Source organism: Pseudomonas sp. FP198 (assembly GCF_030687895.1).
Lineage (GTDB): Bacteria > Pseudomonadota > Gammaproteobacteria > Pseudomonadales > Pseudomonadaceae > Aquipseudomonas.
Map to the genome: position 1 here is coordinate 2,410,070 of NZ_CP117452.1, position 23,204 is coordinate 2,433,273.

Below are 23,204 nucleotides of genomic sequence, written 5' to 3' on the forward strand. Positions count from 1 at the left end.
TCAAGCGACAGCGACGACGTCGAGAATCCGCTGCACGACCCGATCCTGGTCGATGCCGGCGGCTTCGGCTTCGAACGACAGGATGATGCGATGGCGCAGCACGTCGAACAGCACGGCCTGGATGTCTTCCGGGCTGACGAAGTCGCGTCCGGCCAGCCAGGCGTGGGCCCGGGCGCAGCGGTCCAGGGCAATCGAGCCCCGCGGGCTGGCGCCGTAGGCGATCCACTCGGCCATCTCCGGGTCGAACTTGGCCGGGTTGCGAGTGGCCATGATCAGTTGCACCAGGTACTCCTCCACGGCGTCGGCCATGTACAGCCCGAGGATCTCCTTGCGCGCCGAAAAAATTGCCTGCTGGCTGACGCGACGCTCGGGCTTGGTTTCGCCATTCAACGCTTCACCGCGTGCCTGCTGCAGGATACGGCGCTCGACCGCGGCGTCCGGAAACCCGATCTTGACGTGCATCAGGAACCGGTCGAGCTGGGCTTCGGGCAGCGGGTAGGTGCCTTCCTGCTCGATCGGGTTCTGCGTGGCCATCACCAGGAACAGTGGCGACAGCTCATAAGTACTGCGTCCGACGCTGACCTGCCGCTCGGCCATCGCTTCGAGAAGGGCCGACTGGACCTTGGCCGGGGCACGGTTGATTTCGTCCGCCAGCACCAGATTGTGAAAGATCGGCCCTTGCTGGAACACGAAGCTGCCGGTTTCCGGGCGATAGATCTCGGTGCCGGTGATGTCGGCGGGCAACAGGTCGGGGGTGAACTGGATGCGATGGAACTGCGCTTCGATGCCCTCGGCCAGCTCTTTGATCGCCTTGGTCTTGGCCAGCCCGGGCGCGCCTTCCACCAGCATGTGGCCGTCGGCGAGCAGGGCGATGAGCAGGCGCTCGATGAGTTTTTCCTGGCCGAGAATCTGCGTTGAAAGAAAGGTTCGCAGCGCCAGCAGCGCTTCACGATGTTCCATCGGTGACTGTTCCTGGAAAGGGTGGCCCAGGCGTTCGGATAACGCCGGGGCTGGGGGCGATACTTTAATGCATGGCGGGGGGTGGCGACTAACGGGATTTTGATGGAGCGTGCGGATTTGTGATCGGCTTCGGTGTGGTGTGGAAACAACTGCCCTGGATGGTTTATTCAGCCGACCTGTTTGTCACGGCATACTCCGATCCCACTGTGGGAGCGAGCCTGCTCGCGAAGACGATCGATCATTCAGCCTCAATGACGCCTGTCCACCGCTAATACGAGGGGGCCAAGCTTCTACAGAAAGCTGGAGTTCAGGTCCATGTCCCGTATTTCGGCTAGGGCCCGGTCTTAATGTCATCAAGCAACAATTTGATCGCTGGCCTGTCGACCAGCTCCCGCCAGTGCCCGTCGTCAATGATTGCACCGTTGTGCAGGACAATCACCCGATCAAAGCGCAACAGATGATCAAAATCATGGGTGACACAGATCAACCCTTGTTTTGAGAAAATATCAAACAGCAGGTCCCATAAGGCGTTGGTCAGCCCGGGCTCGATTGATGCACTAGGCTCATCGAACAAGTTGAATCGTCCAGGCTTGTTGATAAGACGCAGCAGCGACAGACGCTTGGCTTCACCTCCTGAAATATTCGATGCGTGTTCACCGATGGTCCGGTCAGAAACGATTGTTTGTAGCTGCAGCCGACGTATTGCCTGGTCGAGGCGAGACGACGATTTAGCGCCGAATAGAACGGAACGTTCAAAGGGACCTTCCAAAAAACGGGGCTGTTGAGGGCAATACCTCAACGAATCCAAATGAACGCGAGGGTTCAACAGGGAAACCGGGGTGCCATCGATACTGAGCTGATTTCGCGTTTCCCGGTCGAGGCCTGCGAGAACCTCCAATAAAGTAGACTTGCCTGCACCGCTCTGGCCGATGATCGCCACTGATTGACACTGGATGAAAGTCAGCGCTTGCGTAATCGACAATCGCACGTCGTCGTTTTCGGTAAGTACGCATGGCTGCAGAATCAGTGTCGATGATTCCCGAAAAGAGACCTCCGATTTCCGATCGCAATGGTCAAAGTTCGGGAGCGAAAGCAGGCTTCGAAGCCGGCGCTGATCGGCAAGAAACTGATCCGTTACCCGATAACCTTCCGTCAACGCTGCGATATTCAGCAGATAGCTTCCGGCGATTGAAAAAATGGCGACCAGCTGCCCGACACTGATACTGGGCTGGCTCGAAAGTTGATCAATAACCCCCCATCCTAGCAATCCGCCCGTGGAGAGGCTGACGAACAGAATCTTGGCGGCACTCAAAAAGCCACCTGAGGTTGCAGCGGCAACCGCGGCGTCGGCGTAGCCTTTAAAAGCCTCGTTTAACGGAAGTGTCGCGGTAGACTCGGCATTTTCCAGCTTTATTGCTTTGCCGGCATTGAGTGTGTTGTACAAATGAGCGCTCAATTCATCTTCCTGCTCGTTGACGGTATCAATGTGTTTTCTGCGCCATCTGATAATCCTGTGGGTAGCAGCCAGATAGATGATTCCTAAACCGGTCATTCCCGCAAATACTTCACCGCCACCCATGTAAAAAAACGCACCGCCAACAATCAGGAATTCCAGGCACAACGGCAGTCCCACGGTGACAAAAAACGTCAATAGCTGCTCGTGAGCGTTAATCCCACGCTCGACTGATTTTATGAAGTGGCCTATTCGCCATGAGTTGAATCGAGCAAACTCCTTTCGCATCAGGTTTGTCAGCCACTCAATAGACGCGGCCATGACAACCTGTTGAACCAGTTTTGATAGAAAATGGATTTGCAGTGGGCTGATAATCGCTTGGGCGCATCCGGCGACAACAAGGCCCGCCGTTAGCATGAGCAATGTGTTCGCCGTTGCATCACTTTTGCCATATAACGTGTCGATGATGGTCCCTAGAAGCAAGGGCGGGGCGAGCGCTACCAACTTGAGAGTTATTAGTGTTGCGATGGTCGTTAACAGAAGGGTCGTATGTTTTTTGCAGGCTGTTCTAATAAATGTTTGCATAGGGTGCATACGATCATCTGTGAGTTTTTTGGAGGGTTCGACGATCAGCAATTGCGCAATATGTGCTGGGGCACAACAAGTCGCCCATTTCGAATGATATTGAAGCGCTCTAATCCTGGGATATAGGCTTGAGCGACGGTGCTGTTTTTTGGGTAGCGCGCTACAGTTCTGTGAAATATTTTCTTACCGGAACCTGATAGGACGTTATGTAGGGTTTCCAATTGTGTTGAGACGGACTCGGTGTGGCCATGTGACGGGCAGTCAAGTTCAGGGAGCTTTAAGGTTTTAACCGGAGCCAAGTCAATCAGATTTTTCAGTTTGTCTGAGCGTGACAATAGGTTGAAAGTTTTTCTGTCCGTTGACTCTTCAAAAACGTCGTACAAATCCCTGGATTGGAATTGTTCTGTCACCGCTCTCTGAATGGCGATGCAGATGTCCAGCGAGCAGCCTGAGCCAATAGGCGATAGGTGCTGGTCTCCTGGGCCCGCTTTGGGAAATGCAACGGCAAAGTAAACGGAAAATACGTCCTTCACGATAATAATCTGGAGTTCATCGGCAGGCTCCAAGGCGGACGAGTTGTTTAACAGCGCCTTGGCCAGCAAACCCTTCGATGGGTTATACAGTTGCATGTTGGGGCCGATTCCGCATACCGCCATGAAGAAACGCGACAACACATGTCGTTCGATTACTTCCTGGATACCATGCAGTAGCGCTTCGTTTTCTGTACAACCGAAAGCAATGCCTGAATTGGATGAGTAACGAGACAGGAATTGTAGGGTAGGGCTAGCGTGATCGGAAATGTTTTGGGCCACCGCGGGGCATAAAAGAGCGCTTGGAACGATCAGCTTTTCTTTTTTGTCCAGTGAGGTGAGGGTGAAACAATCTATCGGCTCCTCACTGCGGGGAAGTCCGATAAAGAAGCCGTCGTGTGAAGTTGCCTCCTGAGTGGCAATATCGTCGGTCTGGTGCCATGTCGACTCATGGGTTTGAAAGGTGCTGTAGTGCTCGATGCTTTCAGCCAGCGCGCCTATTAATGCATCCGGCCCTTTGCCCGCGCCTGACTGAATGAAATTGTTGTCGCCATCAAAAATCTCCGCAGTTGCTACCAGTCTTGACGGAGTTGTATATCGTGCCTCAGCTCGGAAATCGAGCGCGTGAAGAGTGGACATGATATTGAATAAGGCTTCGGGAGCTGTTAGTTCTCGTTCAGACATGGCAACCTCTGGTTTGCTGAGCGCCGAAAGGCATAAACCTTTCGGCGCTGCTTAGGGCACTTGATCGATCAGTGACTTCAGTTGGTCAGAGAGGCGAAAAAGTTTGCTTCAGTTAACAGAAGTCCTTTGGAAAAGCCCATGGCCTGCGGCAAGCCGTCAAAGGTATTTATTTCAGAGCGTTTATTGCCCATATCGTTTTACTCCTCTGTTGATGACTCAGTGTCGCGTCGCGATCACCTGACTTGCGCGGTTGTGTGCAAGTGCATAATTAATAACAGTAGGCTTTTGGATGGGCTAGGGTGCAACTTCCGATGCTTGCGTAGGTTTGGTCTTGGTGAACAGTAGGACGCGCCTGTAAGAAACCGGTTTTTCTGTTGAAACTTCGCTTTTTGCTTGTCCAATTCAATGGGTTGAGATGTTTACTCATTCTCGAAAGGAGAGGGTGCGAGAGTAATTAGCGTGATCTGGGCCTGAGGAGCGCCAGTCATTCATCAAATTTCGGCATAGGTAGAACGGTGGCGAGGAAACGAGCGCCTCGCCACGTGGAAAAAACCACTCAGCCTTTCCAGGCCCCCGGATTCACCAGATTCACCGGCCGCTCACCCGCCAGCGCCGCCAGCAGGTTGTCCACGGCGCAACGCGCCATGGCCTCGCGTGTCTCGTGGGTCGCCGAGCCCATGTGCGGCGTCGCGACCACGTTGTCCAGCTGCAGCAGTGGCGAGGCCGGGCTCAAGGGTTCGTGTTCGAACACATCCAGCCCGGCGCCACGGATCTGCCCGCTGCGCAGGGCTTCGATCATCGCCGCTTCGTCCACGACCTTGCCCCGGGAGATATTGATGAAGATGCTTTCGGGACGCATCCGCGCAAATGCCCGTGCATCGATAAGCCCTTGGGTCTCAGCGGTCAGGGGCAAGGTCAGGCAGATGAAGTCGGCTTCGTGCAGCAGAGTATCGAGGTCGCAGTAGCGCGCATTGAAACGTTGTTCCACCGCAGGCTTGGGCGAGTGGCTGTGATAGAGCACCGGCATGCCAAAGCCGAAGTGGCCGCGTTGGGCCAGGGCTTCGCCAATGCGGCCCATGCCGACGATGCCCAGGGTCTTGCCATGGACATCGCTGCCGAAATGCCGTGGGCCGATGCTTTGCTGCCATTGGCCGGCCCGAACCAGGTTGGCCAGTTCGACGACGCGTCGGGCCGTCGCCAGGATCAAGGCGAACCCGGTATCGGCGGTGGTTTCGGTCAATACATCCGGCGTGTTGGTGAGCAGGATCCGGCGTTCGCTCAGGTAATCGATGTCGTAGTTGTCGACCCCGACCGAAACGCTGGCGATGGCCTCAAGGTCAGGCGCCAGGTCCAGCAGCGACGCATCGAGCCTCAGGCTCGCGCCCAGCAAGCCATGCGCACTGGGCAGGGCCTCGCGCAATTTCGCGAGGCCCTGGGCGTCGAGGCGTTCGATGAGGGTGACCTGGGCCTGCGCTTGCAGGCGCTCCATCAGTTGCGCTGACAGCGTTTTGTACAACACCACGTGTTTTTTCATGGGAAGCCTCATTCAGGAACGTGCTGGCGCCGGGTTTGGCGTCGCGGTTTTGGACACGACCCGGTCACTGGCGCCGGGCTTGAGGGCGAGGGTCAGCACCACCGACAGCAGCAACGCGCCACTCATCAGCAGGAAGGACATGCCGGTGGAGCCGGTGGAGCCGTTGAGGTAACCCACCAGGTATGAGCCGCCGAACGAGCCCAGCGCGCCCATGCTGTTGATCAGCGCCATGGCGCCGCCGGCAACGTTGGCCGGGAGGATTTCCGGAACGATGGCGAAAAACGGACCGTAGGGTGCATACATGCACGCGCCGGCAAGCACCAGCAAGGCGTAGGACCACCAGAAATGTTCCGCCCCGAGCAAATAGGAGGCATAGAAGGCGATGGAGGCGATCAGCAGTGGCGGCCAGACAAAACGCTTGCGCTTCTGCACCTTGTCTGACGCCCAGGAGACGATCAGCATGGCGAACACCGCCGCCAGATAGGGCAGCGATGACAGCCACCCGGCCTCGACCATGTTCATTTTCAGGCCGGCCTTGAGGATCGACGGCAACCACAGCACAAACCCGTAGACGCCGATGCTCCAGCAGAAAAACTGCAGGGCCAGGATGATCACCTTGGGCGAGCGGAAGGCCTCGGCATAGTTTTTCACTGCCTTGATGCCGACCTGTTCGGCCGCCAGCACCGTTTCCAGGTCGCGTTTCTCCTGGTCGCTGAGCCACTTGGCCTGGGCCGGGCGATCATCGGCCAGGCGCCACCAGACGAAGGCCCAGAGCACCGCCGGCAGACCTTCGATGATGAACATCCAGCGCCAGTCGAATTGCTCGACCAGATAGCCTGAGACCACTGACATCCACAACATGGTCACCGGATTGCCGAGGATCAGGAAAGTGTTGGCGCGCGAGCGTTCGGCCCGGGTGAACCAGTGACACAGATAGACCAGCATCGCCGGCATCACGGCGGCTTCCACCACGCCGAGCATGAAGCGGATCACGATCAGCCAGTACGCGTTGGACACCACCCCGGTGAGGGTCGCCAGCGAGCCCCAGAGGATCAGGCTGACGAAGATCAGCTTCTTGACGCTGTGCTTTTGCGCGTAGATCGCTCCCGGCACCTGGAAGAAAAAATAGCCGAGGAAGAACAGTGCGCCGAGCAACGAGGAAAGCCCCGGGGTGATCATCAGGTCCTCGGCCATGCCCGAAGCGGCGGCGAAGCCATAGTTGGCGCGGTCGAGGTAGGCCAGGCTGTAGGTGATGAAGACGATGGGCATGATGTACCACCAGCGGCGGCTGGCGAGAGTGAGCGTTTGCATGTTGTGACTCCTGAGCTTGTTGTTTTTGTTCAGCAGGTGCGTTTGCGGTGGCTATTTCGCGAGCGGGCTCGCTCCCACAGGTTTAGCGTCGGGACTTGTGGGAGCGAGCCTGCTCGCGATCGGCGGTTTCAAATCCGGCCAATAATTCCTGGCGTGTCGGCAAGCCTTCCATGTCCCCGCGGCTCTGCACCGCGCGGCTGCCGATCCAGTTGGCGCGCTGTACCGCCTCGCTGACGTCGCGGCCTTCGAGCAACGCGCTGATCAGGCCGACGGCAAAACCATCGCCGGCGCCAACCGTGTCCACCACCCTGGACACCGGCACGCCGGCGACAAATCCCTGGTCCAGCTGGGTGCGGTAGTAGGCGCCGTCCGGGCCAAGCTTGATCACCACGACTTCGGCACCTTGGTCCAGGTAAAAGGCCGCGATGTCGGCCGGGTCGTCAAAACCGCTCAGCAACCGACCTTCGCCGAGTCCCGGCAAGACCCAGTGGGCAAGGGCGGCAAGGCGGTTGATCTCGCTGATCATCAACGCTTCGCTGGCCCACAGACTCGGGCGCAGGTTGGGGTCGAAGGACAGGCTGCGGCCGGCCTCGCGCATGCGGCTCATCAATTCGAAGGACATTGCTCGGGCTGTGTCCGACAGCGCCGGGACGATGCCGGTAGCGTGCAGATGACGGGCGCGGAGCAGGGCCGGTGCGATGGAATCGATCGAAAGGTGACTCGCCGCCGAGCCGCGACGGAAGTACTCGACCTGCGGATCGCTGCCGTCATCGGTGCGGGACTTGAACTGGAATCCGGTGGGGTGCGCCGGATCGACCGCCACGTGGCGGCAATCCAGGCCTTCTTTCTCCAGCGTCTGCACCACGAAGCGCCCCAGGGAGTCGGCACCGACCCGGCTGAGCCAGGCCACCTGGAACCCCAGCCGCGCCAAGCCGATGGCGACATTGCTGTCGGCCCCGGCGATGCGTTTGTGAAACTGGTCGACGCTGGCCAGGTCGCCGGTCTGGTCGGCCACCAGCATCGCCATGGTTTCGCCGAACGACAATACATCGAACTCAGGCATGAGCACTCTCCCGGCGCGATTGTCCGAGGCGGGACAGGGTGGCGACATGTTCAGCGGTCAGTTGCGCCAGGTCGTCGCCTTGCAGCGGATACTCGGCGGCGCGCATCACGCCGACGGGCATGTGCTTGAGCAATTGTTCCCACAGGTGCAGGTCTGCCAGCGCCGGGGGCACGGCGATCAGCTTGCCGTCGTCACGCCGGGCTACGGCCTTGCAGTGTACGTATGCCACATGCCGCCCGAGCTGACGCGCCGCCACGGTGGCGGATTGGTCCTGCCACTGCCAGTTGCCGATGTCGAAGGTCATGGCAACGGGCAACCCCTGCTCCTCAACAGCCGTGAAAAAACGCTGCAGGGGTTCGATCCGTCCGCCCTGCAGGGTCTGGTCGTTTTCCACCAACAGTTGCACCGGGCTGGTCGCCAATATTGGCGCCAGGGCCGCGAGGTCGTGGGAATCGGTGAAGTGGCCGAGGGACACTTTCAGCCAGGACGCGCCGAACGCTTCGCAGCGTTGCAAGGCGATCAGCAGAGCGGGATTGGGCCTGAGTTGGCCGGGCAGCCAGAGTTCGAGTGGCGATGAATAGATGCTTGCCAGCCCCTGGGCTTGCGCGCCGGCGGCCAGTTCAGCGGGTTGTTCGGTAGTGAGCAATTCTTCGCGCCATTCGATGCGCGAGGCACCGGCGGCGGCCAGCAGTTCGATAAAGCTGCCTTGGCCGCGTTGGCGCACGAGGTCGGCGCCGAAGCTGGAGAGGCTGATGGAAACGTGTGGTCTGGTCATTGTTGTTGTACCTTTGTTGTTGTGCCTCTGAAACCGGTTTCAGTTTTGTTCAAAAAAAGGGTTTTGCTTCAGGGCCGCTTCGCGAGCAGGCTCGCTCCCACAGGGATCTCCAGTGCGACGTCGATCCAGTGTGGGAGCGAGCCTGCTCGCGAAGGGGCCAGCCCGATCACTGCGAACCTCCCCGCGTCGACCCGCGCTCGATCAACCGCGCCGCAAAATCCAGGGTCTGCACCGGCCCGTTGTCACCGCGCAAGCGCTTGAGCAGGCATTCGAATGCACGGGCGCCAATTTCGGCGGTGGGTTGGGCGAGGGCGGTGATGCCGCTGCCCACCAAGGGGTACCAATCCAGGTCATCCAGGGCGATCAGGCCGATGTCGTTGAACAAATGACAACCGAGGTCGCGCAGTACCTGAGTGGCGGCGAGTGCGGCGATGCCGTTGGCGCAGAACAGTGCCTTGGGCCCCCGGTCCGGCTGGGCGAGAAAGGTCCTGATGCGCGGGAGGAGTTGATCGCCGGTTTCCACCACGGCCCCGGCCAGGGCTGGACGCCTCTCGATGCCGGTCTTGAAACTCTCGACCCGTTCGATCCGCGAGCTCGTGCCATCGAATGGCTCGGTCACCAGCAGCAGGTCGCGGTAACCGCGCTGGTCAAGGTGATCGAGGGCCATCTCGACGGCCGCCGGGTTGTCCAGCCCGACCAGGTCGGTGTCGAGCCGGTCGACCTTGCGATCCACCAGCACCATGGGCATTTCGCTGCGTAGCTCGAACAGTTCGTCGCGGTGATGACCCAGGGTGTTCACGATCAGCCCTTCGATGTTGTAGGCGCGCAGCAGCGCCAGGTGCTGGCGTTCCTGCTCGTCATCGCGGTCGGTGTTGCACACCACCAGGCTGTAGCCGTGGCGACGGCAGGCGGTTTCCACGCCATGCATCACGGCAATCGAATAAGGGTTGCGGATATCGGCCACGAGCATGCCGATCAGGCGGGTGCGCCCGCGCTTGAGGCCGCGGGCCATCTGGTTGGGCCGGTAGCCCAGCTCGTCGATCGCCTGCTCGATGCGCCGGGCGATGGCTTCGGAGAGCAGGGCGCGGTCTTCGCCAATGAAGCGCGAGACGCTGGCCTTGGAGACCCCGGCGCGCTCGGCGACATCAAGCATGGTCACGCGGCTGCGCTGGGCGGCGGAAAAAGAATTCACGGATTTAAACCTGCTTATTGGATTTATTAGCGGCTCTGAAACCGGTTTCAGGAAACACCAGAAGCTCATCGGGCGTCAAGGGCGGCGGGTCACAGGTGCGACCAACGGTGCTTCGCAGCAGCGGGCCCGTGGCGACGCTTCAGGCGGGCCTTGTCAGAACCGGGCCAAGCAAGCGATTTGCAGCGCGCCAGGCCGTGTGTTTAGCTGCCTGACGTTCCCAGCCCCTTGACTGCCGAAGCCACCATGAACCTTACCCAGCCTCGTTTGAGATTGCTGTCGATATTGAGTGTGATCGTATTGGGGGCGGGCGGTATGTCCTACGCCCTGCTTCGTCACAGTGGCGCGCCGCAAGACGAAGGGTTTGTCGCCGCGGAAATCAACGAAGGGGGTGTGGAAGACATCGGCACGCTGGCGTTGCCCGAGGTGGAAAAGCGCCTCAACTATTTGCTTCAGGACACCGGGCAAACCCTGCGGTCCCTGGAGTTGGTCAGTGATGCGCAACTGAGCGTGTCCATCGAAACGAGCGAGTCTGCCGGCGAGCAGTCGTTGCAATACGAGCCGCTGTTTGTCCCGTTAACCAGCGCGCAGCTGAAAGCTGAACTGGCGACGATCCAAGGCCTGCGTTTTGCCCAGAGGCTGTTTGCCGATGGCTCTGAAGCAAGGCTCGACACCAGCAGCCTCGATCCGCTCTGGAAGCGCGCCGCCACCCCGGATGAGCCGGTGGCCGAGCGGTACCTGCCGCAACGCCTGCGCTTTCGTGATGGCAGCGAAAAAGCCTTCGCCGAACTCAAGGGACCTCCGAAGATTGAGTCTGACGACTTGATCGCGTCCCATGACGCCTTCCTGATCGATGTCAACAAGCCACTGGCGAGTATCGGCCTGACGGTTGCTTACCGCAGCTATCCGGCGTTCAGGAAAGTGCAACTGGACAAGGATCAGCCGAAAGTAACGCTGGACGACGGCCAATCCTTCCAGCTCACCGCCTTGGGCGACGCGAGCGCCTCCGTGCGTTTGAGTACGCCGAAGTCGTCGACCTTCGTCGTGCAGGGCCTGGATGGGACGGGCAAGGCGCTCTACAGCAACGGCAGCAGTTCGCGGACGTTTCCCTCCGAGGGCGATATCGCAGCGTTGCAGGATTATTACCAAGCGCTGCAACAGACCAAGGATGATCTCAAGCAACTCAAGACCGCTCAGGCGGTGCAACAACAGCTGGAGCGCCTGACCGAAGCGCTTGTCGCCCAGGTGGGGCCGTTGAAAAACACCGAGGTCGAGTACCAGTTCGAGGCCACCCCGCAACGTATCGTCATTCATGTGCTCGAGCCGCTGGAAGACAACAGCGTTGAGTTCGGCCAGGTCGACAACGTCCTCGTGCCACAGGCGCGTTACGTCGCCCTGGACCGGAGCACCGAGCGCTACGGCTTCATCGATGAGACCGGCCAGTGGCTGATCAAACCCCGTTGGGTACAGATACAGGACAGCCTGATGGCGGATGCCTACACGCTGTTTTCAGCCGATAAACCCAGCGACCCGGAGTCGGACGGGCAGGCGTTGCGCAGCCAGTTCGCCTATTTTCCCACGGGTAGCAACAAGCTCGTGGACCTGCCGTTCGAGTACATCGCCGAGGCATTGGGCGATGGCCTGCTGCTGGTGGAGCGTGAAACCAACGGCCCTTATGGGCTCTACGATGCCAGGAAGCATCGTTTCATCTTGCCGATGAAATTCGTCAACCCCACCGTGGCCGGCAAGGTGTTCATTGCCCGTCTCGGCAAACGCACCGATCTCATGGAAGGCCTTTACGGCGCCTATACCCTGGAGGGCAGGGAAATCCTGCCAACGCAGTTTTCCGGCATCGAGTACCGCGAGGGTTACCTCTACGCCAGCTCCGCCGATCGTACCCGGCAGGATGTCTACAACCTGGACGGCAAGCGGATCAACCCCGAGGGATACAACACGTCAGGTCGCTTCGTGGGGCAGCAACCGCTGCTCGTGCAGGACGTTAAAAGCAAGAAGTTCGCGTTTATCGATCGCCAGGGCGCGCGACTGCCTATCAAGTTGCCCTATGACGAAGTGGAGCCGTTTTCCAACGGCATGGCGGTGGTCGGGCGCGATGGCAGCTACGGCGCCATCGACCTGTCCGGCAGGCTGAAGGTGCCGCTGGAGTACGACCGGCTCAACGCCTTCCAGACCCGCTACGCAGCCGCCACCCGGGCCGGCGGTGGTTCTGCCCTGGTGTTGATCAGTCAAGACAACAAACTGTTCAAAAAACTGGGCTCCTACACCAGCATGAAGGTGCCGGATAACGGCAATGACGCCCGTTATCATGTGAGGGGGCCGGGTGATAGCGATGAGTATCGGGTGTATGACGCGGATGGCAATCTGGTGAAGGACGGCGGATAAAGCCTCCGCCCCCCTGTGGCGAGGGAGCTTGCTCCCGCTCGGCTGCGCAGCAGTCGCAAATTGGCCGGCGCGGTTTGCCTGGCGGATTTTTGGTGCCTGGTTTTGGGGTTGCTGCGCAACCCAGCGGGAGCAAGCTCCCTCGCCACGGGGGTCTCAGAGCTGGCTGAGGTAAGTACCGGTTCCCTTGAGGATGTTCTGCAATGTCAGTTCGACTTCCGCCAGATCCGTCACATTTGCATCGTAGGTTATCTCCAGTACGTCATCACCATTGAGCGCATCAACGTCCGCCGCGGCGATTTCGATTTTCAACAGGGTTGGGCTGAGGGTGACCTTGACGCCTTCCAGCGTCGAAGGCTCGCCGTCGAGGGTGATCTCCAGCTCGTCTTCGTCGGGATAGCGGGTCATCAGGAACATGTCGCCCTGGTTGCTGTGGCAGCAGAGCATGGCCATGTTGTCCTCTTCGTCGTCGCACGGGTTGGCGATCAGCAGGGCGGTGGTCATTTGCATGGGGAGGGCTCCTGGCTCGATGAGCCTTGCGGGGGCGAAAACGGGAATTCTGCCAGCCCGGACGATTTTCTGCAGGATTACCACCTTCGGGTGCCGTTTGGGCTCCGGGCTGCTAGGGTTGTTCGATGCAGAGCGGTCATAAAGCTAGCCGATGACCGAATATGTCGCAGCGTTGCAAGCAGGCACATTGTCGCACTCGTTAAGCTGCGCAACGGATGTGCACCTGCAAAGGCCACCCGAGGGTGTTTTTTGCAGGTGTCCATGACATGGAATTACATGGAAAAGGATGTGACCTGCGGGTCTCGTCCAGCTTCACCCACCTGTCATCCTGTTTCCTCTGCCCGAGAATCAGGAACAGGATGGCCGACGGCCCCGAAAGGGGTTGCACGCGACGCTACCATCAATAACAAGCCCAAGCGGAGTACCACAGATGGCGTTCTTCACCGCAGCCAGCAAAGCCGACTTCCAGCACCAACTGCAAGCGGCACTGGCGCAGCACATCAGTGAACAGGCACTGCCACAAGTGGCGCTGTTCGCTGAACAATTCTTCGGCATCATTTCCCTCGATGAACTCACCCAGCGCCGGTTGTCCGACCTCGCCGGCTGCACCCTGTCCGCCTGGCGCCTGCTTGAGCGCTTTGACCACGCGCAACCGCAGGTGCGTGTCTACAACCCCGATTATGAACGTCACGGCTGGCAGTCGACCCACACCGCCGTCGAAGTGCTGCACCACGACCTGCCATTTCTGGTGGACTCGGTCCGCACCGAGCTGAACCGTCGCGGCTACAGCATCCATACCCTGCAAACCACCGTCCTGAGCGTGCGTCGCGGCAGCAAGGGCGAGTTGCTGGAAATCCTGCCAAAAGGCACCCAGGGCGACGACGTGCTGCAAGAGTCGTTGATGTACCTGGAGATCGACCGCTGCGCCAATGCCGCTGAACTCAATGTCCTGAGCAAGGAACTTGAGCAGGTGCTGGGCGAAGTGCGCGTGGCCGTGGCCGATTTCGAGCCGATGAAAGCCAAGGTCCGGGAAATCCTCGCGAGCCTGGACAACAGCGCCTATACCACCGATGCCGACGAAAAAGCCGAAATCAAGAGCTTCCTGGAATGGCTGGTGGGCAACCACTTCACTTTCCTCGGCTACGAAGAGTTCGTGGTTCGCGATGAAGCCGACGGCGGCCACATCGAATACGATCCTGCATCGTTCCTCGGCCTGACCAAATTGCTGCGTGCCGGCCTGACCGCCGAAGACCTGCGCATCGAAGACTACGCGGTCAATTACCTGCGCGAACCGACCGTGTTGTCGTTCGCCAAGGCCGCGCATCCAAGCCGTGTGCACCGTCCGGCCTACCCGGACTACGTGTCGATCCGTGAAATCGACGCCAACGGCAAGGTCATCAAGGAATGCCGTTTCATGGGCCTGTACACCTCTTCGGTGTACGGCGAAAGCGTGCGGGTCATTCCTTACATCCGTCGCAAGGTCGAGGAAATCGAACGTCGTTCGGGCTTCCAGGCCAAGGCGCACCTGGGCAAGGAACTGGCCCAGGTGGTCGAAGTGCTGCCCCGTGACGACCTCTTCCAGACCCCGGTGGACGAGCTGTTCAGCACCGTGATGTCCATCGTGCAGATCCAGGAACGCAACAAGATCCGCGTATTCCTGCGCAAGGACCCGTACGGTCGTTTCTGCTACTGCCTGGCCTATGTGCCGCGTGACATCTACTCCACCGAAGTGCGCCAGAAGATCCAGCAAGTGCTGATGGATCGCCTGAAGGCCTCGGACTGCGAGTTCTGGACGTTCTTCTCCGAATCCGTGCTGGCTCGCGTGCAATTGATCCTGCGCGTGGACCCGAAAAACCGTCTCGACATCGACCCGGTCCTGCTGGAAAAAGAAGTCGTGCAGGCCTGCCGCAGCTGGAAGGACGACTACGCCAGCCTGGTGATCGAGAGCTTCGGCGAAGCCCAGGGCACCAACGTGCTGTCGGACTTCCCGAAAGGCTTTCCGGCCGGCTACCGCGAGCGTTTTGCCGCGCACTCGGCTGTGGTGGACATGCAACACCTGCTGAGCCTGAATGAAACCAATCCGCTGGTGATGAGCTTCTACCAGCCGTTGGGCCAGGTGTCCGGCCAGCGTGAGCTGCACTGCAAGCTGTATCACGCCGACACGCCGCTGGCGCTGTCCGACGTGCTGCCGATCCTGGAAAACCTCGGCCTGCGCGTGCTGGGCGAGTTCCCGTACCGCCTGCGCCACACCAACGGCCGCGAGTTCTGGATTCACGATTTCGCGTTCACCGCCGCCGAAGGCCTCGACCTCGACATCCAGCAGCTCAACGACACCCTGCAGGACGCCTTCGTCCACATTGTCCGTGGCGATGCCGAGAACGATGCGTTCAACCGCCTGGTGCTGACCGCCGGCCTGCCATGGCGTGACGTGGCGTTGCTGCGTGCCTACGCCCGTTACCTGAAGCAGATCCGCCTGGGCTTCGACCTCGGCTATATCGCCAGCACCCTGAACAACCACACCGATATCGCGCGCGAGCTGACCCGGTTGTTCAAGACCCGTTTCTACCTGGCGCGCAAGCTCAGCGGCGATGACCTGGAAGACAAGCAACAGCGTCTGGAACAGGCGATCCTCACGGCCCTCGACGATGTGCAGGTACTCAACGAAGACCGCATCCTGCGTCGTTACCTGGACCTGATCAAGGCGACCCTGCGGACCAACTTCTACCAGACCGACGCCAACGGCCATAACAAGGCGTACTTCAGCTTCAAGTTCAACCCGCACCTGATTCCGGAACTGCCGAAGCCGGTGCCAAAGTTCGAGATCTTCGTCTACTCGCCACGGGTCGAAGGCGTGCACCTGCGCTTCGGCAACGTCGCTCGCGGTGGCCTGCGCTGGTCCGACCGCGAGGAAGACTACCGCACCGAAGTACTCGGCCTGGTAAAAGCCCAGCAAGTGAAGAACTCGGTGATCGTGCCGGTGGGCGCCAAGGGCGGTTTCCTGCCGCGTCGCCTGCCATTGGGCGGCAGCCGGGACGAGATCGCGGCCGAGGGCATCGCCTGCTACCGCATTTTCATTTCGGGTCTGTTGGACATCACCGACAACCTGAAGGACGGCGCCCTGGTGCCGCCGGCCAACGTCGTGCGGCATGACGATGATGACCCGTACCTGGTGGTGGCGGCGGACAAAGGCACCGCGACCTTCTCCGACATCGCCAACGGCATCGCCATCGACTACGGCTTCTGGCTGGGTGACGCGTTCGCCTCCGGCGGCTCGGCCGGCTACGACCACAAGAAAATGGGCATCACCGCCAAAGGCGCGTGGGTTGGCGTACAGCGTCACTTCCGCGAGCGCGGCATCAACGTGCAGGAAGACAGCATCACCGTGGTGGGCGTTGGCGACATGGCCGGCGACGTGTTCGGCAACGGCTTGCTGATGTCCGACAAGCTGCAACTGGTCGCGGCCTTCAACCATCTGCACATCTTCATCGACCCGAACCCGGAGCCGGCCAGCAGCTTTGCCGAGCGCAAGCGTCTGTTCGACCTGCCGCGTTCGGCCTGGACCGACTACGACACCAGCATCATGTCCGAAGGTGGCGGTATCTTCTCGCGTAGCGCGAAGAGCATCGCGATTTCGCCGCAGATGAAAGAGCGCTTCGACATCAAGGCCGACAAGCTGACCCCGACCGAACTGCTGAACGCCTTGCTCAAGGCGCCGGTGGACCTGTTGTGGAACGGCGGTATCGGCACCTACGTCAAGGCCAGCACCGAAAGCCACGCCGATGTCGGCGACAAGGCCAACGATGCGCTGCGCGTCAACGGTAACGAGCTGCGCTGCAAGGTGGTGGGCGAGGGCGGCAACCTGGGCATGACCCAGCTCGGTCGCGTCGAATTCGGCCTGCATGGCGGCGCCACCAACACCGACTTCATCGACAACGCCGGTGGCGTGGACTGCTCCGACCACGAAGTGAACATCAAGATCCTGCTCAACGAAGTGGTGCAGGCCGGCGACATGACCGACAAGCAACGCAACCAGTTGCTGGCGAGCATGACCGACGAAGTCGGCGGCCTGGTGTTGGGCAACAACTACAAGCAGACCCAGGCCCTGTCCCTGGCGGCGCGCCGCGCCTTTGTGCGGATCGCCGAATACAAGCGCCTGATGAACGACCTGGAAGCCCGTGGCAAGCTGGACCGTGCCATCGAGTTCCTGCCGACCGAAGACCAACTGGCCGAACGTGTCGCGGCAGGCCAGGGCCTGACCCGTGCCGAGCTGTCGGTACTGATCTCCTACAGCAAGATCGACCTCAAGGAAGCGCTGCTCAACTCCCTGGTGCCGGACGATGACTACCTGACCCGGGACATGGAGACTGCTTTCCCGCCAACGCTGGTGAGCAAGTTCTCCGAAGCGATGCGTCGCCATCGCCTGAAGCGCGAGATCGTCAGTACCCAGATCGCCAACGACCTGGTCAACCACATGGGCATTACTTTCGTCCAGCGGTTGAAAGAGTCGACGGGCATGAGCCCGGCGAACGTGGCGGGGGCTTATGTGATCGTTCGGGACATCTTCCATCTCCCGCACTGGTTCCGTCAGATCGAAGCGCTGGACCACCAGGTTTCCGCCGACGTGCAACTGGAGCTGATGGACGAGCTGATGCGCCTGGGCCGTCGCGCCACGCGCTGGTTCCTGCGCAGCCGCCGCAACGAGCAGAATGCTGCCCGTGACGTCGCTCACTTCGGTCCGCACCTGGCGGCGTTGGGCCTCAAGCTCGACGAACTGCTGGAAGGCCCGACCCGCGAAGGCTGGCAGACCCGCTACCAGGCCTACGTGGCCGCCGGGGTGCCGGAGTTGCTGGCGCGCATGGTTGCCGGCACCACGCACCTGTACACCTTGCTACCGATCATCGAGGCGTCCGACGTCACTGGCCAGAACGCCGCCGATGTGGCCAAGGCCTACTTCGCCGTGGGCAGTGCGCTGGACATCACCTGGTACCTGCAACAGATCAGCGCCTTGCCGGTTGAAAACAACTGGCAGGCCCTGGCCCGTGAAGCGTTCCGCGATGACATCGACTGGCAGCAGCGGGCGATCACCATCTCGGTCCTGCAGGAGGGCGACGGTAGCCAGGACGTGGAAACCCGTCTGGCGCTGTGGCTGGAGCAGCACCACGAGATGGTCGAGCGCTGGCGCGCCATGCTGGTGGACATCCGTGCCGCCAGCGGCACCGACTACGCCATGTACGCAGTCGCCAACCGCGAACTGCTCGACCTGGCGCTGAGCGGTCAGGCGGTCGTCACGGCCAACTGATACACCGCTGAATGAAGAAGCCCCGCCTCGAGAGAAGCGGGGCTTTTTTATGGGTTTTCAAACAGTTCGCACAAAGCTGAGTGTTCCAGCGCGAAGCTGATAAGATTTGGTTAACTCATTAACTAATTTTGCGCGAAAACATGTCATGCCCAAACCCCGGCAATCCCTGACCTTGACCCTGCTGCAGGCCCGCGAAGCGGCCATGGCTTTTTTCCGTCCATCGCTGAACCAGCACGGGTTGACCGAGCAACAGTGGCGGGTCATCCGCATCCTCAGCCAGCATGACGAGCTGGAAATCAATCGCCTGGCCGAACTGGCCTGCATCCTCAAGCCGAGCATGACCGGCGTACTGGTGCGCATGGAAGCAGCGGGCATGGTCGTGCGGCGCAAGGCCGAACAGGACCAGCGCCGCGTGCTGGTGCGCCTGGCACCCCAGGGCCAGGCATGCTTCGACTCGATGAGCCAGAGCATGGAGGAAAATTACCAGCGTCTGCAGGGGCGGTTGGGGGAGGAGAAATTGCAGACGTTGTTGGGGTTGCTGAACGACCTCAAAACGATCAAACGCTAGAAGGCCGCTCCAGACCAGCGGGTTTTTGTGGTGAGGGGTCAGTCAGTAGACACCGCCGGTCGATGGTTTTGGGGTGTTCTTGAACGTCGCGGCCAACGTCTGTAACCCGCGCATCAGCACCGTCGTGTCCACGCCCACCGCGACAAACGCTGCGCCGAGTTCGATGTAGCGCCGGGCGAGTGTCTCATCGGCGCTGAGGATCCCGGCCGCTTTGCCCGCCTGGCGAATGCGCGCGATGGCGTCCTCGATGGCGGCTTGCACTTGCGGGTGGCCGGGATTGCCGCGACGGCCCATCGATGCGCTCAAGTCCGCCGGGCCGATGAACACCCCGTCGACGCCCTCGACGGCGGCGATGGCGTCGAGGTTGGCGAGTCCCTCGCAGCTTTCGATCTGCACCAGCAGGCACATCTGCTCATCGGCGTGGTCGAGGTAGCTGGCAATGCTGTTCCAGCGCGAGGCCCGGGCCAGTGCGCTGCCGACGCCGCGTACACCGTGGGGCGGGTAGTGCATGGCGCGCACCAGTTCGCTGGCTTGGGCGGCGCTTTCCACCATCGGCACCAACAGCGTTTGCGCGCCGATATCGAGCAGTTGCTTGATCAGCGCCGTGTCGCCGATCACCGGGCGAATCACCGGTTGGCCGGGGTAGGGCGCGATGGCCTGGAGCTGGCCGAGCAGGGTGCGCAGATCGTTGGGCGCGTGTTCACCGTCGATCAGCAACCAATCGAATCCGGCGTTAGCCGCCAGCTCCGCGCAGTAGGCGTCGGCCAGGCCCAGCCACAGGCCGATTTGTGCCTCACCGCTGCGCAGGCGTTGCTTGAAGGTATTGACGGGCATGTCCATGAGAAGTCTCCGGTCAGACGAAACGGCAGGCGATGGAGCCGAGCATGTCGTAGTCGACATGGAAGGTATCGCCCGGATTGGCCGCCACCGGGCGGGTGAAAGAGCCACCCAGGATGATCTGGCCCGGCTGCAGCGTGACGTCGAAGGCCGCCAGTTTGTTCGCCAGCCAGGCCACGCCCTTGGCCGGGTGATTGAGCACCGCCGCTGAAACGCCGGACTCCTCGATCACACCGTTGCGATAGAGCACTGCCGGCACTTTGCGCAGGTCGATCTCGGTGGGCCGCACGGCACGGCCGCCCATGACCACGCCGGCATTGGCGGCGTTGTCGGAAATGGTATCGAAGACCTTGCGGGTGACCTTGGTCTGCGGGTCGATCTGCTGGATACGCGCATCGATGATTTCCAGCGCCGGGATCACCCATTCGGTGGCATCAAGCACGTCGAACAGCGTCACGTTCGGGCCTTTGAGCGGCTTGCCGAGAATGAACGCCAGCTCGACTTCCACGCGCGGCACGATGAAGCGCTCGAACGGAATGTCGCTGCCTTCATCGAAAAACATGTCGTCCAGCAGCGCGCCATAGTCCGGTTCGGTGATATTCGACGAGACCTGCATCGCGCGGGAAGTCAGGCCGATCTTGTGGCCGACCAGCTTGCGCCCGTCGTTGATTTTCTGCGCGACCCAGGCGCGCTGGATGGCGTAGGCGTCATCGATGGTGATGCCTGGATGATCGAGGGAAAATTGCCGCACCTGTTCCCGGGAGCATTCGGCTTGGTCAAGGCGCGCGGCGGCTTGCTGGATGAGGCTTTGATCGAGCATGACAAGGGTCTCTATTGTGGATTGACGATGGCTGCCCGGGTGCGCAGCACCAACAGGCCACCAAGGGCGATGAGCAATGCCAGGACGTAAAGGGCCAGGCTGGCGCTCTGGGTGGTGTCGCGCATCCAGCCGATCAGGTAGGGCGCGAAAAACGAAGCGATGCTGCCGAAGGAACTGATCAGTGCGATGCCGGCGGCCTGGGTGCTGTTGGACAGGAACGCCGGTGGCAGTTGCCAGAACATCGGCAACGCGGCGCTGGCGCCCATGCCGGCGAGGATCAGGCCGCCCAGCACCAGGGTCGGATTGGCCGGCGCAAGCCCGGCGACGGCAATGCCGGCCGCCGCCATCAACAGCGGCACGCACAGGTGCCAGCGGCGTTCGCGGTGGTGATCGGACGAGCGTCCGCAACCGATCATGAAGAAACAGCCAGCCAGGTAAGGCACGGCGCTGAGCAGTCCGACCTTGCCATCGCTGCCGATGCCGGCGCCATGGATCAACGTGGGCATCCAGAACGCCAGGGTGTTGACCGCCAGCATCACCGCGAAATACACCGCCACCAGCAGCCAGACCTGCGGGTTGCCAAGGATCGCCGAGAACGAGGTGATGGATTTGCGCTGTTCTTCGTGGCTCAGTTGCTCGCGCAGTTGCTGCTTGGCGTCGGCGCTGAGCCAGTTGACCGTCTCGAAGCTGTCGGGCAGGCACTTGAGCACCACCAGGCCGAGCAGGATCACCGGCAAGCCTTCGATGATGAACATCCATTGCCAGCCGCGCAGGCCGCCGAAGTCATGGAAATGTTCGAGTATGCCGCCTGACAATGGCCCGCCGATCACGCCCGCCATCGGCACCGCAATGGCAAACAGCGCCGTGACCTGGGCCCGGCGCCGCGCCGGGTACCAACGGTTGAGAAAAACCAGGATACCTGGAAAGAACCCAGCCTCGGCCACGCCCAGCAGAAAGCGCAAAACGTAGAACCCGCTGGCGCTTTCGATGAGGAACATGCCGGTCGACAACGCGCCCCAGACCACCATCAGCGTGGCGATCCAGCGACGCGGGCCGACCCGGTCCAGGGCCATGTTGCTCGGCACGCCGAACAGCGCATAGGCGATGAAGAACAGGCCGGCGCCGAAGCCATAGACCGTGTCGCTGAACTGCAGGTCGGCGCTCATCTGCATCTTGGCGAAGCCGATGTTGATGCGGTCCAGGTGGGCAAAGAGGTAGCAGACCAGCAACAGCGGCATCAGCCGCCAGGTGATGCTGGCATGGGTGCGGTCGTGCGCGAGGGTGCCGGCGGTGTCGGCAGTATTGGCTGTGCTCATGATCTTGTACTTTTTGTCTGAGAGGCCGATGGGACGAACGGGCTAGCTGGGCTGGCCCTTGAGAAAGGCGTGGACGTTGTTGGCCTTGAAGTTGAGCTGCTCGTGCAGTTCGATCATCTCGAACGACAACGCCAGCAGGCGTTGGGCCTGCAAGTCGGCAAAGTGCATGGTGATCAGTTCGAAGAGTTTTTCCGCGACCTTTTGCCGGGTAGCCAGGTCGCGACCATGGCCGACCTTGAGCGTCATATGGACAAAGGCGTAATCGTGCTTGCCGTCGGCCATGCGCCAGGTGTCCAGGCGCACGCCACGGCTGCGGATGCCGCCCAAGGGAAACACGCCGCTGTCGCCCAGCAAGACGTGGACCTTCTCAAACAGGCCGGGCAGGTCGGCCTGCTGCTCGATGTTGTCGGTGTACTCGGCGATGAAATGGGGCATGGGGGCCTCCTGCAGCTGCTGTTCAGACTGGGAAAATTGCGTTGATCTGGCCGGTTCCGGAGCTGCCGAAGGGTTCGGTGATGATTTCGGCGGGTTTGGCGTAGTCCGGCCCGCCGAGCAGCCCCAGCAGCATCGCCGTGTCGTGCATCTTGCCTTCGCCGAAGCAGTGTTCGGCGTAGTCCGGGAGCATGGCGCAGAACTCCTTCCAGCGGCCTTCGCGCCACAACTTCACGACGTGCAGATCGACCTGCTTGTCGAATTCGCGCGTCCAGTTGTGGATGTTGGCTTCGGCGTTGCGGTCGTCGGAGAAACGGTGGGACAGCGAGCCGGAGGCCAGGACCAGGACCTTGCGGTCGCTTTTCTCGATGGCCCGGCGTACGGCGGCGCCGAAGGCGAAGCTGTCCTGCAGGCGGTGCCAGGCGCACCAGGCGGCAATCGACACCACGTTGAATTTCTGCTCCGCCGGTACATCCATGTGCATGTAGCGCATCGGCACCAAGGTGCCGTATTCCAGCTCGAGGCTGGGGATGTTGTGGGCCAGGGTCCTGATATCGGCGGCATTGGCTTCGGCAGCGATCAACTCGCCCAGCTCCGGGCAACCCGGGTATTCGTACTCCATGTTCTTGATGAAGTGCGGCAGTTCGTTGCTGGTGTAGATGCCTTTGAAATGCTCGCCGCTGTTGACGTGATAAGCGCTGTTGACCAGCCAGTGCACGTCGAACACCACGGCGGTATCGGCGCCCAGTTCACGGGCGCGGCGGCCGATTTCCTTGTGCCCGGCAATCGCTGCCGCGCGGCAGCCGTGATGCTTGCCGGGCAGCTCGGACAGGTACATCGAGGGAACGTGGCAGATCTTCGCGGCCAGGACGACTTCGCCCATGATGATTCTCCTGAAATGTTGTTCTTGGTTTGAATCTCGGACAGCGGTGAATCAGGTC

At 60.9% G+C, this 23,204-nt stretch carries 17 protein-coding genes; 3 read left to right on the plus strand and 14 right to left on the minus strand.

The genetic code is table 11. The annotated features are described in order from the left end of the window. From PSH78_RS11190 to PSH78_RS11225, 8 genes are all read right to left on the minus strand, one after another. Complete coding sequence (locus PSH78_RS11190) at positions 1 to 960, minus strand: MoxR family ATPase (protein ID WP_039589986.1); 960 nt, start codon at positions 958 to 960, stop codon at positions 1 to 3. Positions 961 to 1,291: 331 nt separating this feature from the next. Continuing rightward, entirely contained in the window at positions 1,292 to 2,998 is a 1,707-nt protein-coding gene (locus tag PSH78_RS11195) for an ATP-binding cassette domain-containing protein (protein ID WP_305500481.1), read from the minus strand. A gap of 44 nt (positions 2,999 to 3,042) precedes the next feature. Next, positions 3,043 to 4,212, minus strand: coding sequence for a YcaO-like family protein (locus PSH78_RS11200; protein WP_305500482.1), 1,170 nt, complete (start codon positions 4,210 to 4,212; stop codon positions 3,043 to 3,045). 556 nt (positions 4,213 to 4,768) lie between these two features. Continuing rightward, on the minus strand, positions 4,769 to 5,746 hold the full coding sequence (locus PSH78_RS11205; protein ID WP_305500483.1) for a D-glycerate dehydrogenase: 978 nt from the start codon (positions 5,744 to 5,746) through the stop codon (positions 4,769 to 4,771). A 12-nt stretch (positions 5,747 to 5,758) separates the two neighbouring features. Next, positions 5,759 to 7,057, minus strand: a complete 1,299-nt coding sequence (locus PSH78_RS11210) for an MFS transporter (protein WP_305500484.1) — start codon at positions 7,055 to 7,057, stop codon at positions 5,759 to 5,761. Between the two features lie 82 nt (positions 7,058 to 7,139). Further along, entirely contained in the window at positions 7,140 to 8,120 is a 981-nt protein-coding gene (locus PSH78_RS11215) for a sugar kinase (protein WP_305500486.1), read from the minus strand. Further along, on the minus strand, positions 8,113 to 8,895 hold the full coding sequence (locus PSH78_RS11220; protein WP_305500488.1) for an AP endonuclease: 783 nt from the start codon (positions 8,893 to 8,895) through the stop codon (positions 8,113 to 8,115). The genes PSH78_RS11215 and PSH78_RS11220 overlap by 8 nt, the downstream gene beginning before the upstream one ends. A 166-nt stretch (positions 8,896 to 9,061) precedes the next feature. Continuing rightward, on the minus strand, positions 9,062 to 10,087 hold the full coding sequence (locus tag PSH78_RS11225; RefSeq protein ID WP_305500489.1) for a LacI family DNA-binding transcriptional regulator: 1,026 nt from the start codon (positions 10,085 to 10,087) through the stop codon (positions 9,062 to 9,064). 243 nt (positions 10,088 to 10,330) lie between these two features. Between PSH78_RS11225 and PSH78_RS11230 the strand changes: the two genes are divergently transcribed. After that, positions 10,331 to 12,484, plus strand: a complete 2,154-nt coding sequence (locus PSH78_RS11230) for a WG repeat-containing protein (protein WP_370871092.1) — start codon at positions 10,331 to 10,333, stop codon at positions 12,482 to 12,484. Positions 12,485 to 12,637: 153 nt separating this feature from the next. On the opposite strand, the gene PSH78_RS11235 is transcribed toward PSH78_RS11230, so the two are convergent. Then, complete coding sequence (locus tag PSH78_RS11235; protein WP_305500493.1) at positions 12,638 to 12,991, minus strand: hypothetical protein; 354 nt, start codon at positions 12,989 to 12,991, stop codon at positions 12,638 to 12,640. Between the two features lie 430 nt (positions 12,992 to 13,421). On the opposite strand from PSH78_RS11235, the gene PSH78_RS11240 reads away from it, so the two are divergent. Together PSH78_RS11240 and hpaR are read left to right on the plus strand one after the other, a co-directional pair. Next, positions 13,422 to 18,290, plus strand: a complete 4,869-nt coding sequence (locus PSH78_RS11240) for an NAD-glutamate dehydrogenase (protein ID WP_305500495.1) — start codon at positions 13,422 to 13,424, stop codon at positions 18,288 to 18,290. 145 nt (positions 18,291 to 18,435) lie between these two features. Then, a complete protein-coding gene (hpaR, locus tag PSH78_RS11245) occupies positions 18,436 to 18,858 on the plus strand; it encodes a homoprotocatechuate degradation operon regulator HpaR (protein WP_305500497.1) in 423 nt (140 codons plus the stop codon). A gap of 42 nt (positions 18,859 to 18,900) precedes the next feature. On the opposite strand, the gene hpaI is transcribed toward hpaR, so the two are convergent. The 5 genes from hpaI to hpaD are packed head-to-tail and all read right to left on the minus strand — an operon-like array spanning position 18,901 to position 23,146. Beyond that, positions 18,901 to 19,698: a 4-hydroxy-2-oxoheptanedioate aldolase gene (hpaI, locus tag PSH78_RS11250; RefSeq protein WP_305500499.1), complete on the minus strand. Its 798-nt coding sequence runs from the start codon at positions 19,696 to 19,698 to the stop codon at positions 18,901 to 18,903. 13 nt (positions 19,699 to 19,711) lie between these two features. Further along, complete coding sequence (gene hpaH, locus PSH78_RS11255; RefSeq protein ID WP_305500501.1) at positions 19,712 to 20,515, minus strand: 2-oxo-hept-4-ene-1,7-dioate hydratase; 804 nt, start codon at positions 20,513 to 20,515, stop codon at positions 19,712 to 19,714. 11 nt (positions 20,516 to 20,526) lie between these two features. Next, positions 20,527 to 21,831 carry an MFS transporter gene (locus tag PSH78_RS11260; RefSeq protein WP_305500503.1) on the minus strand — a complete coding sequence of 435 codons (1,305 nt, stop codon included), beginning with the start codon at positions 21,829 to 21,831 and terminating at the stop codon, positions 20,527 to 20,529. Between the two features lie 42 nt (positions 21,832 to 21,873). After that, on the minus strand, positions 21,874 to 22,266 hold the full coding sequence (locus PSH78_RS11265) for a 5-carboxymethyl-2-hydroxymuconate isomerase (protein ID WP_305500505.1): 393 nt from the start codon (positions 22,264 to 22,266) through the stop codon (positions 21,874 to 21,876). Between the two features lie 22 nt (positions 22,267 to 22,288). Further along, positions 22,289 to 23,146: a 3,4-dihydroxyphenylacetate 2,3-dioxygenase gene (gene hpaD, locus PSH78_RS11270; RefSeq protein WP_305500507.1), complete on the minus strand. Its 858-nt coding sequence runs from the start codon at positions 23,144 to 23,146 to the stop codon at positions 22,289 to 22,291. Between the last annotated feature and the right edge of the window lie 58 nt (positions 23,147 to 23,204).

What these genes read in the sequence shown, in the direction of transcription:
- hpaD (WP_305500507.1), bottom strand. Translation starts at nt 23,146, where the DNA reads ATGGGCGAAGTCGTCCTGGCCGCGAAGATCTGCCACGTTCCCTCGATG.
- PSH78_RS11200 (WP_305500482.1), bottom strand. Translation starts at nt 4,212, where the DNA reads ATGTCTGAACGAGAACTAACAGCTCCCGAAGCCTTATTCAATATCATG.
- PSH78_RS11210 (WP_305500484.1), bottom strand. Translation starts at nt 7,057, where the DNA reads ATGCAAACGCTCACTCTCGCCAGCCGCCGCTGGTGGTACATCATGCCC.
- PSH78_RS11215 (WP_305500486.1), bottom strand. Translation starts at nt 8,120, where the DNA reads ATGCCTGAGTTCGATGTATTGTCGTTCGGCGAAACCATGGCGATGCTG.
- PSH78_RS11195 (WP_305500481.1), bottom strand. Translation starts at nt 2,998, where the DNA reads ATGCAAACATTTATTAGAACAGCCTGCAAAAAACATACGACCCTTCTG.
- PSH78_RS11230 (WP_370871092.1), top strand. Translation starts at nt 10,331, where the DNA reads ATGAACCTTACCCAGCCTCGTTTGAGATTGCTGTCGATATTGAGTGTG.
- PSH78_RS11235 (WP_305500493.1), bottom strand. Translation starts at nt 12,991, where the DNA reads ATGCAAATGACCACCGCCCTGCTGATCGCCAACCCGTGCGACGACGAA.
- PSH78_RS11190 (WP_039589986.1), bottom strand. Translation starts at nt 960, where the DNA reads ATGGAACATCGTGAAGCGCTGCTGGCGCTGCGAACCTTTCTTTCAACG.
- hpaR (WP_305500497.1), top strand. Translation starts at nt 18,436, where the DNA reads ATGCCCAAACCCCGGCAATCCCTGACCTTGACCCTGCTGCAGGCCCGC.
- hpaH (WP_305500501.1), bottom strand. Translation starts at nt 20,515, where the DNA reads ATGCTCGATCAAAGCCTCATCCAGCAAGCCGCCGCGCGCCTTGACCAA.
- PSH78_RS11265 (WP_305500505.1), bottom strand. Translation starts at nt 22,266, where the DNA reads ATGCCCCATTTCATCGCCGAGTACACCGACAACATCGAGCAGCAGGCC.
- PSH78_RS11205 (WP_305500483.1), bottom strand. Translation starts at nt 5,746, where the DNA reads ATGAAAAAACACGTGGTGTTGTACAAAACGCTGTCAGCGCAACTGATG.
- hpaI (WP_305500499.1), bottom strand. Translation starts at nt 19,698, where the DNA reads ATGGACATGCCCGTCAATACCTTCAAGCAACGCCTGCGCAGCGGTGAG.
- PSH78_RS11260 (WP_305500503.1), bottom strand. Translation starts at nt 21,831, where the DNA reads ATGAGCACAGCCAATACTGCCGACACCGCCGGCACCCTCGCGCACGAC.
- PSH78_RS11220 (WP_305500488.1), bottom strand. Translation starts at nt 8,895, where the DNA reads ATGACCAGACCACACGTTTCCATCAGCCTCTCCAGCTTCGGCGCCGAC.
- PSH78_RS11240 (WP_305500495.1), top strand. Translation starts at nt 13,422, where the DNA reads ATGGCGTTCTTCACCGCAGCCAGCAAAGCCGACTTCCAGCACCAACTG.